This is a genomic window from Aeromonas sp. sif0611 (genome assembly GCF_019218845.1).
In the GTDB taxonomy this organism is placed as follows: Bacteria; Pseudomonadota; Gammaproteobacteria; order Enterobacterales; family Aeromonadaceae; genus Aeromonas; species Aeromonas media.
The window spans coordinates 82,100-96,680 of record NZ_JAHUWU010000006.1; the positions used below are offsets into that span (position 1 = coordinate 82,100).

The 14,581-nt window shown below is 64.6% G+C and carries 14 protein-coding genes; 6 read left to right on the forward strand and 8 right to left on the reverse strand.

Annotated elements, in window-relative coordinates:
• Positions 1 to 39: 39 nt before the first annotated feature.
• On the reverse strand, positions 40 to 621 hold the full coding sequence (locus KW824_RS15105; protein ID WP_041206510.1) for a hypothetical protein: 582 nt from the start codon (positions 619 to 621) through the stop codon (positions 40 to 42).
• 216 nt (positions 622 to 837) lie between these two features.
• Between KW824_RS15105 and KW824_RS15110 the strand changes: the two genes are divergently transcribed.
• Positions 838 to 2,013 (forward strand): iron-containing alcohol dehydrogenase, encoded by a 1,176-nt coding sequence (locus KW824_RS15110; RefSeq protein WP_218410227.1) that lies wholly within the window; start codon positions 838 to 840, stop codon positions 2,011 to 2,013.
• An 83-nt stretch (positions 2,014 to 2,096) separates the two neighbouring features.
• Here the strand turns inward: KW824_RS15110 and KW824_RS15115 are convergent, their stop codons facing one another.
• The 3 genes from KW824_RS15115 to KW824_RS15125 all read right to left on the reverse strand — a co-directional run bounded on the left by KW824_RS15115 (position 2,097) and on the right by KW824_RS15125 (position 4,428).
• Positions 2,097 to 2,723 (reverse strand): glutathione S-transferase family protein, encoded by a 627-nt coding sequence (locus KW824_RS15115; protein WP_218410228.1) that lies wholly within the window; start codon positions 2,721 to 2,723, stop codon positions 2,097 to 2,099.
• Between the two features lie 101 nt (positions 2,724 to 2,824).
• Complete coding sequence (locus KW824_RS15120; RefSeq protein WP_041206508.1) at positions 2,825 to 4,093, reverse strand: O-acetylhomoserine aminocarboxypropyltransferase/cysteine synthase family protein; 1,269 nt, start codon at positions 4,091 to 4,093, stop codon at positions 2,825 to 2,827.
• 158 nt (positions 4,094 to 4,251) lie between these two features.
• The gene (locus KW824_RS15125) at positions 4,252 to 4,428 is read right to left on the reverse strand and encodes a hypothetical protein (protein WP_081934379.1); all 177 of its coding nucleotides are present in this window, start codon (positions 4,426 to 4,428) and stop codon (positions 4,252 to 4,254) included.
• A 100-nt stretch (positions 4,429 to 4,528) separates the two neighbouring features.
• On the opposite strand from KW824_RS15125, the gene sgrR reads away from it, so the two are divergent.
• The 3 genes from sgrR to KW824_RS15140 are packed head-to-tail and all read left to right on the forward strand — an operon-like array spanning position 4,529 to position 7,445.
• On the forward strand, positions 4,529 to 6,268 hold the full coding sequence (gene sgrR, locus KW824_RS15130) for an HTH-type transcriptional regulator SgrR (protein ID WP_218410229.1): 1,740 nt from the start codon (positions 4,529 to 4,531) through the stop codon (positions 6,266 to 6,268).
• Positions 6,269 to 6,318: 50 nt separating this feature from the next.
• Entirely contained in the window at positions 6,319 to 6,714 is a 396-nt protein-coding gene (locus KW824_RS15135; protein ID WP_005329373.1) for a thioesterase family protein, read from the forward strand.
• Positions 6,715 to 6,743: 29 nt separating this feature from the next.
• The gene (locus KW824_RS15140) at positions 6,744 to 7,445 is read left to right on the forward strand and encodes a hypothetical protein (RefSeq protein ID WP_042649382.1); all 702 of its coding nucleotides are present in this window, start codon (positions 6,744 to 6,746) and stop codon (positions 7,443 to 7,445) included.
• 36 nt (positions 7,446 to 7,481) lie between these two features.
• On the opposite strand, the gene KW824_RS15145 is transcribed toward KW824_RS15140, so the two are convergent.
• Positions 7,482 to 8,240: a lipase secretion chaperone gene (locus KW824_RS15145; RefSeq protein WP_218410230.1), complete on the reverse strand. Its 759-nt coding sequence runs from the start codon at positions 8,238 to 8,240 to the stop codon at positions 7,482 to 7,484.
• Positions 8,237 to 9,148 (reverse strand): triacylglycerol lipase, encoded by a 912-nt coding sequence (locus KW824_RS15150; RefSeq protein WP_043128902.1) that lies wholly within the window; start codon positions 9,146 to 9,148, stop codon positions 8,237 to 8,239. The genes KW824_RS15145 and KW824_RS15150 overlap by 4 nt, the downstream gene beginning before the upstream one ends.
• Positions 9,149 to 9,447: 299 nt before the next feature.
• On the opposite strand from KW824_RS15150, the gene KW824_RS15155 reads away from it, so the two are divergent.
• Together KW824_RS15155 and KW824_RS15160 are read left to right on the forward strand one after the other, a co-directional pair.
• Positions 9,448 to 9,873 carry a DUF2753 domain-containing protein gene (locus KW824_RS15155; protein ID WP_218410290.1) on the forward strand — a complete coding sequence of 142 codons (426 nt, stop codon included), beginning with the start codon at positions 9,448 to 9,450 and terminating at the stop codon, positions 9,871 to 9,873.
• Positions 9,874 to 9,896: 23 nt separating this feature from the next.
• On the forward strand, positions 9,897 to 10,511 hold the full coding sequence (locus tag KW824_RS15160) for a superoxide dismutase (protein ID WP_218410231.1): 615 nt from the start codon (positions 9,897 to 9,899) through the stop codon (positions 10,509 to 10,511).
• A 53-nt stretch (positions 10,512 to 10,564) separates the two neighbouring features.
• On the opposite strand, the gene KW824_RS15165 is transcribed toward KW824_RS15160, so the two are convergent.
• Positions 10,565 to 11,521, reverse strand: a complete 957-nt coding sequence (locus KW824_RS15165; RefSeq protein WP_218410232.1) for a vancomycin high temperature exclusion protein — start codon at positions 11,519 to 11,521, stop codon at positions 10,565 to 10,567.
• Positions 11,522 to 11,676: 155 nt separating this feature from the next.
• Positions 11,677 to 14,421: a collagenase gene (locus KW824_RS15170; protein ID WP_218410233.1), complete on the reverse strand. Its 2,745-nt coding sequence runs from the start codon at positions 14,419 to 14,421 to the stop codon at positions 11,677 to 11,679.
• Positions 14,422 to 14,581: the final 160 nt, after the last annotated feature.

The following is a 14,581-nucleotide window of genomic DNA, read 5'->3' on the forward strand; positions in this document are numbered from 1 at the left end:
AGGGAGCGCCAGTGCCCTCCCTGCCGTAGAGGGCGTGCCTCAGGGCTTTGGCACTATCCCTATGGCGATGGCCGTGGTCTGGACCGCCTTGATCTGATCCCCCTTGGCGATCAGGGCGAACTGGGCCGGATCCTTCACCTTGAGGGTGAGGGTATTGTCCACGCCCTTGACCCTGATGGTCTGCTGCGCCTTGTCGACGTCGATGACGTCGGCATAGATGGTCACCTGCATGCCGGCCCCGGCGCCCGGTTGTTCACCGGCGGCCGCCTTGCTCCCGTCTACTTCCACCACCCGTTTTCTCACACCGGCGGTGCCCTTGAGCAGCTCGAGATCCAGCAGTTGCAGGTAGCGCAGCGCCACCACATCCCCCACCTTGAGATTCTGGAGGTTGGTCACCTCTTCTCCGGCAACCAGATCGAAGGTCTTGCCTTCGGCATTCTTCAGGCTGACCTTGCGGGTCGCGAGATCGATGGCGGTAACGGTCGCCTCGGCTTTCACCTCTTCGGCCAGGCTGGCTTGGCCCGGGGTGACGGCCACATTGGTGGTGACCTCGGCGGCCTGTATCAGGGGATTGACACAGAGAGTGAGCACTCCTGCGATCCATGCGTGCTTCAGTTTCATGATTAGACCCTATGGCTGGAAAACAGAACCCCGTGAGAGGCGTCAGGATGACGACATGGCGCGGCGCCATGATGGAGCAGGGGAGTGACCCTTCTCCATTGACACCATAGCAAAGTCACACCTGAGTACCATCATGCCAAAGGAGGCGGATCACCATTTTGATGGCTTGCTCCCGTTTTTTGACCCGATGGGCCGGCTGGCGCACAATCCCCCTGCATGCATTCAACCGAGGGCTCTGCCGTGTACAACTTCCAATATGCCAATCCCACTCGCATCTGTTTCGGGGAGGGCCAGATCGCCACATTGCCGGAGCTTGTTCCTGCAGGCAGCCGCCTGCTGGTGCTCTACGGCGGCGGCAGCATCAAGCAGAACGGTGTCTATGAGCAGCTGACCCAGGCGCTGGCGGGAAGGGAGTGGCTGGAGTTTCCCGGCATAGGTGCCAACCCTCAGTACGATCAGTTGATGGAGGCGGTGGCCCTGGTCAAGCGCGAGCGCATCGACTTCCTGCTGGCGGTGGGCGGCGGATCCGTGGTGGATGGCACCAAGTTCGTGGCGGCGGCGGCCTGCTTCGAGGGCGAGGATCCCTGGGAGATCCTGCTGGACAAGGCGCCGGTCAAGGCGGCCTTGCCGCTCGGCTGCGTGCTGACCCTGCCAGCCACTGGATCCGAGAGCAATCCGGCCGCCGTGGTGAGCCGGGGGGAGGCCAAGCTCTCCTTCTACAACCCGTTGGTGCTGCCCCGGTTTGCGGTGCTGGATCCCACCACCACCTACAGCCTGCCGCCGCGCCAGGTGGGCAACGGGGTGGTGGATGCCTTCGTCCATATCCTGGAGCAGTACCTTACCTTCCCGGTGGGAGGAGATGTGCAGGACAGGTTGGCGGAGGGCCTGCTGCAGGTGCTGGTGGACAACGGCCCGCGGGCGCTGACGGAGCCCACCAACTACCAGGTGCGCGCCAACCTGATGTGGGCCGCCAGCTTGGCCCTCAACGGCCTCATCGGGCGCGGTGTGCCCCAGGACTGGTCCACCCATGCCATCGGTCATCAGCTCACCGCCCTGCACGGGCTGGATCATGCCCAGAGCCTGGCGGTGGTGCTGCCTTCATTGCTGCGGGAGCAATCGGCCCAGAAGCAGGAAAAGCTGGCCCAGTTCGCCGAACGGGTGTGGCACTCCGGCCGCGAGGACAGGGCGCTGCGCATCGAGGAGGCCATCATTCGCACCGAGCAGTTCTTCCAGCAGATGGGGGTGGGCACCCGCCTCGCCGACTACGGTCTGACAGAGAGTTGCATCCCCGCCATCTGCTCCAACCTCAAGCGCTTCGGCCTGACCGCGCTCGGGGAGCAGCAGGACATAGATCCCGACAAGGTGGCGCGGATCCTTTCCCACGCGCTCTGATCATCTGCTTGACGAGCTGAAAAGAAAACGCCCCGATTGTCGGGGCGTTTTGCATTCCGGGGTGGGGCACTGAGGGGAGAGGATCAGGCGATCTTGTCCAGCTCGCGCTCCAGGGCTGCCGCCTTCTGGCGGGCCGGGTGGCTGTTGAGCCGCTGCCAGTAGGCCTCAAGGTGCGGGAACTGCGCCAGCTGGCCGCCCTGGGCCAGCAGATCCACTAGGAAGGAGTTCATGATGTCGGCGCCGGAGAGGCGCTCCCCCACCAGATAGTGGCGAGTGCTCAAGACCGCATTTAGATAGCCCAGCACCTTTGCGCACTCCGCCTTGGCGTAGTCCGGCAGGAAGCGCATCGGGCTGCCATCTTTTCGCACGAACATGTCCAGCAGCAGCGGCAATATGCCGGAGCTCTCGGCGAAGTGGAGCCATTGCAGGTATTCGGGATAGTCGGGGCTATCGGGGGCCGGCGCCAGCCGCTCGGCCGCATGGCGGGCGATCAGGTATTCGGTGATGGCACCGGATTCGGCCAGCACGCGGCCGTCGAACTCGATGACTGGTGACTTGCCGAGGGGATGGATGGCCTTGAGCTCGGGGGGCGCGAGGAAGGTGGTGGCGTCGCGCTGGTAGGCCTTGATCTCGTAGGGCAGGCCCAGCTCCTCGAGCAGCCAGATGATGCGTTGGGAGCGGGATTTGTTCAGGTGGTGCAGGACTATCATGGGAACCTCGATTCGGTGGCGGGATTGTGTGTACGAACGGGCGAGGCAAGTGGTTCACCGGCAGACAAAAAAGAGCGGGCAGATGCCCGCTCTGTGCTGACTCAGGCTTCCAGCGCCTGATCCAGATCCGCCAGTATGTCTTCGATGGCCTCGATCCCCACCGACAGCCGGATCATCTCCGGTTTGACCCCGGCCTTGGCCTGCTCGGCTTCGCTCAACTGGCGATGGGTGGTGGAGGCGGGGTGGCAGGCCAGCGACTTGGCATCGCCGATGTTGACCAGCCGCTTGAAGATCTTCAGCGCATCGTAGAAGCGTACCCCCGCCTCATACCCTTCCTTCAGACCGAAGGAGAGGATGGCCGAGGGACGGCCGCCCATGTACTTCTCCGCCAGCGGATAGTGGGGGTGACCCGGCAGACCGGCATAGCTGACCCAGGCCACCTTGGGGTGATGCTTGAGGTGGTGTGCGACCCGCAGGGCGTTGTCCACGTGGCGCTCCATGCGCAGGCTCAGGGTCTCTAGCCCCTGCAGCAGCAGGAAGGCGTTCATGGGGGCCAGCGCCGCGCCGGTGTTGCGCAGGGGCACGGTGCGCACCCGGCCGATAAAGGCGGCCGGGCCAAAGGCGTCCGTATAGACCACTCCGTGATAGGAGGGCTCGGGCCGGGTGAGCTGGGGGAAGCGCTCGGCGTGATCCGCCCAGGGGAACTTGCCCGAGTCGACGATGACGCCCCCCAGGGAGTTGCCGTGGCCGCCCACGTACTTGGTGAGGCTGTGTACCACTATGTCGGCGCCGTGCTCTATGGGTTTGCACAGCACAGGGGTGGCGACCGTGTTGTCGACGATGAGCGGCACGCCACGGGCGTGGGCCACCTTGGCGAAAGCCGCCAGATCGACGATGTTGCCCGCCGGGTTGCCTATGCTCTCGCAATAGACCGCCTTGGTCCTGTCGTCGATGAGGGCGGCGATTGCCTCGGCGCTGTCATCTTTGGCGAAGCGCACCTCGACCCCGAAACTCGGCAGCATGTGGGCGAACAGGGTGTAGGTGCCGCCATAGAGCTGGGGGGTGGAGACGATGTTGTCGCCGGCGGCGGTCAGCGCCTGGATGGCGTAGGTGATGGCGGCGGAACCCGCCGAGACCACCAGCCCGGCTATGCCTCCCTCCAGGGCGGCCATCCGTTGCTCCAGCACATCGTTGGTGGGGTTCATGATGCGGGTGTAGATGTTGCCTGGCACCGCCAGGTTGAACAGATCCGCCCCGTGCTGGGCGCTGTCGAACTCGTAGGCCACCGTCTGGTAGATAGGCACGGCCACCGCCTTGGTGGTGGGATCGTGGGAAAAGCCGTGGTGCAGGGCCAGGGTCGCATCTTTCATCACACACTCCTTGTTGGATGTTGCTGGGTAGCAGTTATAGATGGATAGACGTCCAATCTAGCAGGCCCTGCGCCGATGTAAACCACCCAATCCGGCAAAGCAATGCCAGTGGGGTTGTGATCCTGCTGCGCCCTTTCCCGTCCTGAGTCCTGGCCCATTCAGAGGCGGCGACGATATTCCCTGTCGTCTATCTGGTGCATGTCCCACTGCATCAGGCGGTTGAGCTGATGCATGGGATCCTCGATCAGGGTCAGTGGGCGAGGCAGGATCCGGCGGAAGTAGCGGCGCAGGATCTGCTGGATCCGGTTCGGTGCATGGGGGTTGGTCTGGCTCATGATGGTGCTCCTGTGCTGTGGTGTTCACGTTCGCCAACAGTATTGAGCTAAAATGAGGAAGTAAAAACTGACAAACTTCATCAACAGGATTTCCTCTTTTATGCCCAGCAGCCGCCTCTACCAGCAATTTCAACGGCTCGCCCAGCAGCTTGGCTGCGATGAGCGGGAGATCAGCCTCGCCGAGGTGGCGGATCTGCTCTGTTGCACCCCGCGCAACGCCCGCCTGCTGCTGCGTCGCATGCAGGATCAGGGCTGGCTCAGCTGGTCGGCCGAGGTGGGCAGGGGACGACGTTCCCGGCTCATCCTGCTGGACAATCAGGAGAGCCTGACTCGCCGCCGGCTGCGGGATCTGCTGAGCCAGGGGCAGCTCACCCAGGCGGTGCGGCTTGCGGAAGGGCGGCTGGACTTGCTCACCCCGCTGCTCATCGAGCAGCTCGGCCAGGCCACCCGGGAGGGGCGCCAGATCCTGAGGGTGCCCTACTATCGTCCGCTGCCCCAGCTGTTGCCCACGGATCCGCTGCGCCGCTCCGAGATTCACCTGAGTCGGCAGATCTTCAACGGCCTGACCCGGCGAAATGAGGAAAATGGGGAAATCGAGGGGGATCTGGCTCACCACTGGGAGTGCCTCGGCCCCTGTCACTGGCGCTTCTATCTGAGGCCGGCGGTGCGTTTTCACCATGGCCGCGAGCTGGGGGTGGAAGATGTAATGGAGAGCCTGCATGCCTTGCGCGAGCGCCCGCTGTTCGCCCATCTCGCACGGCTGGAGAGCCCCTGGCCGCGCACCCTGGATATGTATCTCGACAGTCCGGATCCCCTGCTGCCCCATCTGCTGGCGGAGCCGGTGGCGGCGATCCTGCCGCGCGAGCTCAAGGAAGAGGCGGGTTTTGCCCTGCAGCCGGTCGGCACCGGCCCCTACAAGGTGGTTGCCAACGATCCCCTGCAGCTGTGCCTCGAGGCCTTCGACGACTACTTTGGCCTGCGGGCTCTGCTCGACGAGATCGACATCTGGATGCTGCCGGAGCTGGCGGAGCGGCTGGAGAGCCACCTGCAGCTGGGGCGCGACAGCCCCGAGCTCGGCACCATGCGCGGTGAGTCGGAGCTGGAATCCGGCTGCTACTTCCTGCTGCAGGACGACAGATCCCCCCCGCTGCAGGATCCCGCCCTGCGCCAGTGGCTGACCCGGCTGCTGAACCCCATCGCCCTGATGGGGCGGGTCGCCCCCGAGCTGCAACGGGGCTGGACCAGTGCCCTCGGCTTGCTGCCCCACTGGCGCGAGACACTGCCCGCCGAGGAGCTGAGGCCGGCACGGTTGCCGACCCGGCTGGTGCTGGCCTGCTTCAACCAGCACCTGGAGTTTGAGGAGTGTGCCGGCGCCATGGCCAGCCTGCTCGGGGAGCAGGGGATCCGGCTCGAGGTGCGCACCCTGGATTACGGCCGCTGGGTGAGCGGGGAGGATGAGGACGTGGATCTCTGGCTCGGTACCTTGAACCTGGAGCACGAACACGCCTTCGCCCCCTATGCCTGGCTCCAGGGCACCCCCTTGCTGCGCAAGGTGTGGGGCGGCCAGCAGCGTTTGTGGCAGGGATTGACGCAGTGGCGCGCCAGCGGCGCCGAGCCCGGCCCGCGGCCCTTGCTGGCCGAGGTGCAGCGCCAGGGCTGGTTCGTGCCGTTGTTTCACCACTGGCTGGAGCTGGAGAGCCGGGTCGGCGTGCACGGGGTGCGCATGACGGCCCTCGGCTGGTTCGATTTTCGCAGCGCCTGGCTCAGACCCGAACAGGGGATGGCGGCAGCGGAAACCGGAGACGGCTCCCACCCGGATGCCGGGACGCTTGAGTCATGAGGGTTGGCGCGCTAGCCTGTGCGCGGTCCCACGACAAGGAGTCGATATCCATGCTGGAAATGCAGATCCAACCCCGTTTTCAAGAGACGGACGCCCTCGGCCATATCAACAACACGGTACCGGCGGTCTGGTTTGAATCGGCCCGTGATCCCCTGTTTCGCCTCTTCTCTCCCGAGCTGGATGTGCACAACTGGCATCTGATCATCGCGGGTTATGCGGTGCAGTTCAAACGGGAACTGTTCTATGGCCAGCAGGTATTGATCAAGACGGGGGTACGGCGCATCGGCACCAGCTCCTTCACGCTCTGGCAGGAAGCCTGGCAGGGCGGCGAGCTGGCGGTGACCGCCGAGACGACCCTGATCCATTTTGACTACCAGACTCGTCAATCCCGTCCCCTGAGCGACGCTCACCGGGAGGGACTGAGGACCTGGCTGGTAGAGAGTTAACCCGGCCTTTGGCCCATCACAGGACACTTATGCGCAATACCCTGATTGCTCTGACCCTGGGACTCTGTTCCCTGCCTTCGCTCGCCACCACCCTGGCCGAGCAGTTCGCCCTGATGGAAAAGGGGGCACAGAGTGCCCTCGATACCCGCCAGTTCAGTCATGACGGGGTAGATATCAAGGCCTGGATCGACGGCGCCCCCGTCATCATCGCCGTGCCCATCCTGAACGAGCAGGGCAAGCAGGAGGGGGAGAGCCGTTACTACTTCAAGGGAGGCAAGTTGTTTGGGGTGAAGGAGCCTGCGGCCCAGTTCGCCTTCGATGACCAGGGCAAACTGACCCGCTGGCTCGATGACAAGGGCCAGCCGGCAGAGTTCGTCAGCAAGATGAGCATGCAGCAGCGCGAAGCCTGGCTCACCCGGCGGGCAGCTGAACTGAGCGCGCTGTTCGTGCCGAGCCAGGCGGAGCAGAAGGCCAGCGAAGGAGGCGCCAAACTGAAGGGGGCGGATCTGGCCCGGTGGCTCTGCAATGACAAGCTGATGGCGCTCGCCAAGGGCGACAAGGTGATCGCCGAGCAGGCGAAACTCAAGACGAGCGAACAGGGCATGAAGGGAGAGGTCTCTCTGCGCCAGGAGAAGGGGTGGCAGGATCTTTGCCTCACCTGCGAGGTGCGGGGTACCCAGGTGACTCGCCTCACCTGGCAGCCGCTGCCGGGCGCCAACAAGCCGCAATAACAGAACCAGCAAGAGGGGCCCATTACGGGCCCCTTCTCATTCGGATGCTGGCTCCCCCAGCCTTATCCGGGTGAGAGCCTCTACCCGCCGCCACTGTCCGGGATCGAACCAGCGCGCCAGGATCGTCCGTTGCTGTTCGGCACGATCCCGGGGTCGCAGTGGCTCGAGTTCCGCCAGATAACCTGCCAACTGCTGCTCGAACCCTTGCTGGCTCTGCGCCAGCTGGCGCAGCCGATCCACCGCCTCCGGTCCCAGTTGCTCCAGCAGCACGGCGTCCCGCTCGGCGGGGGAGATCTGCTCCAGGCGCTGCAGATCGCCGAGCAGGCGGCCATTGGCTTCGGCCTCCCGAAACCACTGGGGCTGCTCCGCCAGCCAGAGAGCGAGCTCCTCACCGAGTGCCTCCCTGTCAGCGTCGTCGGCCTCCGCCAGTGCCTTGCGCCTCAGGGTCCACTGCTCCATCAGCCGATCTTCGGCAAACAGCTGCTCCTGCTCGGCCGGGGTGAAGCTGCGTTGGCGCAGCTGCTCGCGCTCGTCGAACAGCAGTTGCAGGCTGGCGAGACCGGGATCCGTCGGCACCGTCAGGCTGGACTCCGCTGCCAGGAAGCCCTGATAGCGACTCAGCAGCGGGTCCTCTTCGTCTGTCTCGCCTCGCTCCAGGCGCTGGGCCAGCTGGTGGCGCAGGGCTCCCTGCTCGGGGGCGGCATCCAAGGGTGGCTCCGCACTCGGGCAGAGCGCCAGCACTCCAAGCAGCAGGGTCGGGCACAGCAGTGCCAGTATCAGCACACCCCTGTTCATAACCCCAATCCCTGCAGGCGGTTGGCGTGCTGGCGGTACAGGGTCACGGGGTCGGTGTCGAACAGGTGATGGATGCCAAACGACTGATTCACTTCGTCCAGGTGGTTCATCCGGTAGCCGGTGCCGATCACCTTGCCGAGGTGGCTGCTGCAGACCCCGACCAGGCCGTCATTGGGCTCGCGGAAGAAGGTGCCGGTCAGGGCCAGCGCCGGATCCACCGGATCCAGGATGTTGGTCATGTTGCCGCGCCCGCTCCAGGAGAAGTAGTAGACGCCGTTGGCGGCGCGCAGCGGCCCCTCGCCACAATGCTGGCTGGGAAGCCCTTCCGGATAGCGCTGGTTGAAACGCTGGGCACCCGAGCTGGTCAGGGCATCAAGGGAGGCGAGGGGATCCTGGGGCAGGTCGCTGCCGCCGGAGAGCAGCGAGATGATCCCGGAGAGCGCCGAGGCGGCGGCCACCGCCAGCTGCTCGGCTGGCGATCCCGGTTCCACCCTGGCGCGTACCAGATCGGCAATTTCCGAACCCTGGTTGACGCCCCCCACACTGGTGGCGGAGGCGACCAGCTCGGGGGCGACCGAGGCCACATAGCGAATGGTGGGGCCACCGTGGGAGTGACCGATGAGGTTCACCTTCTCCGCCCCTGTGATGGCGAGCACCTGCTGTACCTGCTTGAGCAACTGTTCGCCGCGCAGCTCCGAACTCTGGGTGGCGGAGACCTGCGCCACATAGACGCGGGCGCCATCCCGGGTCAGTGCCTGGGGGATACCGTAGAAGTAATCGACTCCGAGCAGCTTGTCGAAGCCGAACAACCCGTGCACCAGCACTATGGGGTAGCGGGTCTGGGTATAACCGGCCCCCTGGCCCAGCATGGGCAGGGCGCACAACAGCACCAATAGCCATCTTTTCATCTTCACCATCCTTGTGAAAAAACCGGCTGCACTCTGATCGTCGATCGTCACCGGGGCAGCCACCGGCCTCATGCCAGTAGCAGCAGCATGGTAGCTGAACTCATATGTATCTGTGGAGGGGATCACTAAACCGGGGATTGCAGAAAAACCCTACCCATATGGGCAAAAATGCCGCGCCAACTATTCCTTGTGTCCGCCCATCAAATAAGTTAAATAATAATTATTATCATTTAAGTGGCTGAGTCATGACGGTAACCTAGGTGAAGGGATGGGTCGGCGCCACCGACGCGGACAACAGCATGGCGCACTGGAAGGTGCAGACCCTGAGTGGCAATCGCCACTTCGATGCGGGGGAGCACGCCAGGGCGCTCGACCATTATCAGCAGGCCCTGTGGCTGGCCCGTCAGCAGTTCGCCTGCTGGCCGGATGCGGACGAAGCCGTGGCCGCCCTGGTGGTGGCCCACCACAACCTGGCGGATCTGCTGGTGGCCATGACGCTGCCGGACAGGGCTGCCGACATGTTGTGCCATGTCCACGACTGCCTGCTCGCCACCAGTCAGTCTCCCGCAAGCCCGGACCCCCTGCGGGCGGCGGCCCTGCGCCATAGCCGCGGCACCCGCACCGAGCTGCTCGCCTTCGTGCAAAAATACGGTCATCACGACGGCATTTTGCGCTGCCTCGGTCAATGTCAGTGCCAGACCGAGCCCGCCCATCGATTGCATTGAGCCCAACAAGAGAGAGAACGAACATGAGCCATACCCTGCCTGCCCTCGGCTACGCCTATGACGCGCTGGAGCCTCACATAGACGCGCTGACCATGGAGATCCACCACAGCCGTCACCACCAGACCTATATCACCAACCTCAATGCTGCCCTGGTCGAGCTCCCTGAGCTGGCTGCCCTGCCGGTGGACGAACTGCTCGCCCGTTTCGACAGCCTGCCGGTGAGCGTGCAGGGGGCGGTGCGCAATCACGGTGGCGGCCATGCCAACCACAGCCTGTTCTGGCAGGTGATGAGCCCCCGAGGCGGCGGTGAACCGGGCGGTGAGCTGGCCGCGGCGATCGAGCGGGACCTGGGCGGGCTGGAGGTCTTCAAACAGGCCTTTACCCAGGCGGCACTGAGTCGCTTCGGCAGCGGCTGGGCCTGGCTGGTGGTGGACAAGGCGGGCCACCTGCAGGTGGTGAGCAGCGCCAACCAGGACAGTCCCCTGATGGAGGGGCTGGTGCCCATTCTGGGGCTGGACGTGTGGGAGCACGCCTACTATCTCAAGTACCAGAACAAGCGTCCCGACTACATAGCCGCATTTTACAAGGTGATCGACTGGACCGAGGTGGCGCGGCGTTACGTGGCGGCGCTGGCCTGATCGCCGGAAATACCGAGCCCAATGAAAGAGACCCGCCTGTTGGCGGGTCTCTGCTATTGAGGGGTCAGCGCGCTGCTGGTTGCCGAGGCACCGCTGGTTGGTGTTGCCGCACTGGCGGCAGCCGGGTTATCCACGGGCCTTGCCTCGCTCGGCACGGCGGTGCTGGTGGCCAAGGCACTGCTGGTTGCAGCCGCCGCACTGGTGGCGGTTGCAGCGTTCACTGCCGCTGCCGGCTTGGCCTTCGGCTTATGAGGGGGCGGTGCAATGGGCAGGCAGGGCTGGCTCGTCCCCAGGGTGCTCAGGAGCTGGCAGGGGATGGGACCACCGATGACGATGGGTTCGCCGAGGAACTTGGGCCCTTTGTCCAGCACGTAGAGATCGAGCAGCCCCATCAGGCGGGCGAACACCTCGCGCACCCGGGTCTTGATGCCCTGATAGGCGCTGGGATCCAGGGCATTGAAGCCGACCGCCTCGATGCCGAAGTGACGGGCGATGAAGATGGCGCGCTCGTTGTGGAAGGCCTGGGAGACCACGGTGAAGCGGGCCTGACCGAACACCTCCTTGGCGCGGACTATGGAGTCCAGGGTGCGGAAGCCCGCGTAGTCGCTGTAGATGGCGCTGGCGGGAATGCCCGCCTGGATCAGGGCGCGCCGCATCTGGCGTGGTTCGTTGTACTGGACGGTGGCGTTGTCGCCGGAAACCAGGATGTAGTCCACCTTGCCGTTGTTGTAGAGCTCGGCAGCGGCCTTGATGCGGTATTTGAAGTAGTGGTTCGGGCTGCCCCCGATCAGATACTTGGAGGTGCCGAGCACCAGGGCGACCCGATTGTAGGGCACCGCATCGACGTCGTCGTAGGTGTAGTGACGGGCGTCCGACACGGTCCACTCGCTGTAGCCCAGCAGTGCGGCAACGGAGGCCAGCAACAGGCAGAGGCAGGCGAGCAGGATCTTGGCAAACTTCTTCATGCGCGGTGCGGTTCGGATCTGAAGTAAGAGATGACAGGGGGCCATTCTATTACAAGTTGCCGTGGCGCGTCAGGTTTGATGCGCCCCCATGGCGTCACTCGGGCACAGGCTGTCGCAGAGCCCGGCGCGATCTTGAGTCCATCAAGAGGCGCCATAAACAAGGGCGGCCATGGCCGCCCTTCCTCATTCATGGCTCACCCTCAATGGGCCGAGTCGTTCGCCTTGCACTCCTCAGACTCCTTGTTGGCTTCCCACCAGGGCAGCAGCTCACGGCCGAGCCACTGCTGGTAGGCCTCGCTGTCATTGGCAATCAGCTGGTCCAGCTCGGCTTCGAAGGCGCTCATCGCCTGCTGCTGATCCGGGTTGCGCAGGGCCTGGGCCATGGCCAGCCAGTTGGCGCCGCGACCGGTCTCGCTGAGGAAGCGGTGCACCGTGTAGGACCAGGAGTAGACCATCTCACCGCCCTTGTCGTAATCCAGATGCAGGATGTCGGCCAGGGCCGGACGGTCGTTGGCCGGGCGGCCGGCGACGTTGTCCAGACCGCGGGCGAAGCACTGGCCGTGGGCGATGAACTCCGCCAGCCCTTCCGACCACCAGGTGGTGCGGTTGAGCGGGTAGTGGCCGAAGCTGCCGTACTGGTTGAAGCGGCCGTCCAGGTAGTGCACGTACTCGTGGCGCAGGTTCCACACCTGGAAGGCGGGGCGCTTCCACTCTGCCTCGTAGGCGAAGAAGCGGGCCTGGTTGCCGGGACGGGCCGGATCCCCCTCGATGTAGATGCCGCCGTTGTCGGTGGCGACGCCGCCAAACAGGGCGCTGCCGTAGCGTTGCCAGTCGGCGGAGGAGTCGAAGATCACCAGCTCCAGCGCTTCGTTGTGATCGTCCGCCACCGGCTGCCAGCCGGTTTCCATCTGCTGGTGGAACTGCTGCTCTTCGGCACCCAGTTCACGGCAGATCCCCTCGGCCTGATCCATGGTCAGATCCTGGGCCCGCAGGCGCAGGGTCGGCGAGCAGGTGTGCTCGAACGGCAGCACGTCCTCCACCCGGATAGGGGTGCAGAGCCCGGCGAAGTCACCGCTGATGCAGGCTTCGCTGGTGCGGTCCGTGTAGGTCAGGTAGTAGGTGGAGAGGGTCAGTGACATGTCGTCCAGCAGGTGCTGGCTCTGCTGTCCGCCGGGGATCAGATCGTGATGACGAACGAGGGCGATGACGGAGTCATCCAGCAGTTTGCGATAGCCGTCGAGCTCGTCCGGGCGGGTATAGCGGGCGACCCGGTAGAGGCGGGTGTAGGCATCCAGCACGTTGTTGAGCAGGAACAGATCGGCGCCATCCCGTCCCTTCCACAACGCGAGCTCGCTCATGCCGAGGGCGTGCAGTTGCTTGCGCAGCTCGCCATCCTGCTGGCGGAAGTCGTTGGCGAAGGGGTCGCTGTAGTCGCTGGCGAAGTCGAGGAAGTTGAGCAGATCGAACAGGCCGGTCGCCCAGGCGTGCTGACCGTTGATCTCGCTGGCATGCAGGGTGGCGTAGGCCAGCATCTGGTTGAACTCGCTGAGCAGGGTGCCAAAGCGGCTCTGCACTGCCGGGCTCTTGAACTGGCCGTGCAGGGCGATGCTCCAGGCCCCCATGACGGTACCTACCTCGTCGCTGGCCTGCTCCGGGAAGAGCAGCGGATGGGCGCCCAGCGCCGTCAACGCCTCGGCCAGCGCCTCGGCGGCGGCCGGGCCGTCTTCCTTGTGCTTGCCGTAGTTGTGGTAGTTGTGGGCACGCACGTATTCCAGCAGCAGCTTCATGGCCGGATGGGCAGGCTGATTGGCCGCCAGCAGGCGCTGGATGCCGCGCGACACGGCCAGCAGCTTGCGGTCATCGTGACCATAGTTCTCCTGCCAGACCGGCGCGGGTTGACCACTGGCGTCCTGCACGATTTTGGCGGCTTCGGCATCCAGCAGATCCGTATCAGGCAGGTCCGGCTCGGAGCAGGCGCGGCCGTCGGCGCGGCGGCAGTCGAGCTGCTCTTCCTTGCTGGCCAGTACGATGGGGCGATTGAGTACCCGGCTCTCCTGCCACTCGGTTGTTTCCGGCAGGGTCTGCCATTCGCTGCCCCCCACCGGGTATTGATAGCCGGTGTCTTTGAGCACCACCTGCACCTCGCTGCCGGCGGGCAGGGTCTGGCGGCATACCCGGTAGCTGATGGTCTTGTCGCCCTCCTGCCGGTTCTGGGGTTCATCGCACTCCTGCTGTGCCTTGGTCTCGTCCAGTTGCCAGCTGTACTGGCGCCAGACGTGCAGCTCGCTCACCTGACGGGCGGCCTGGCTGCCTGCGATGGGTTGCAGGCGGAAGAAGATCTGCTCGAGCCTGCCATCCCGTTCGTTGGGGGTCTCTTCCAGCACCTTCAACTGCTGCCAGTCTCGGGGCTGGTACTGCCATGCCTGCTCGGCACAGCGCCCCTCGGCGTTGAGCTCGCAGCGATCCAACTCCTGCTCGCTGTGACCCAGGATGACCCGCTCCGCCAGCGGCAGACGATCCTGACGCGGCGCGGTCGGGGTGCCTGCCAGTGGCTCCCAGCGGCCCTGCTTCATGCCGTAGCCAAAGTCATAGCTGCTGGCCGGGACGGCCTTGCCGGCCGGCACCACTTCTTCACAGCTGAGGTAGCGGATCTGCCAGCCCTGCTCGATCTTGAGTTGCGGCTCGCCGCACTGCCGCTCTGCCAGGGCCGCCAGGTTGGCGTCGCGCCAGTCGAAGCGGCGATACACCCTCAGCTGCTGATAGGGGGCGCTCCCGTTGCGAGCGCTCAGCTCATAGGTCACTTCGGTGAGACGATCCCCCAGCTGACGGCTGGCTTCGCCCATGAGTTGATACTGTTGCCAGTCGGGGGAGTAGCTGGCCAGCGCCGAGGTGGCGAGCAGGCCGGGGGCTGCCAGGAGCAGCAGCCGGGTAGAGAGGTGATTCATCATGATCCCTTTGGTGGATGGAGTGACGTGGGGACCAGACAGGGTATTGGGCTCCAAAAGAATATCAATGCGCCAGATGGCGCCGAGGAACCATGCATTCGGGAGCAAACAACATAAAAACAGCCCCAAAAGGGACTGTATTGATAGCAAGGACTCAGCC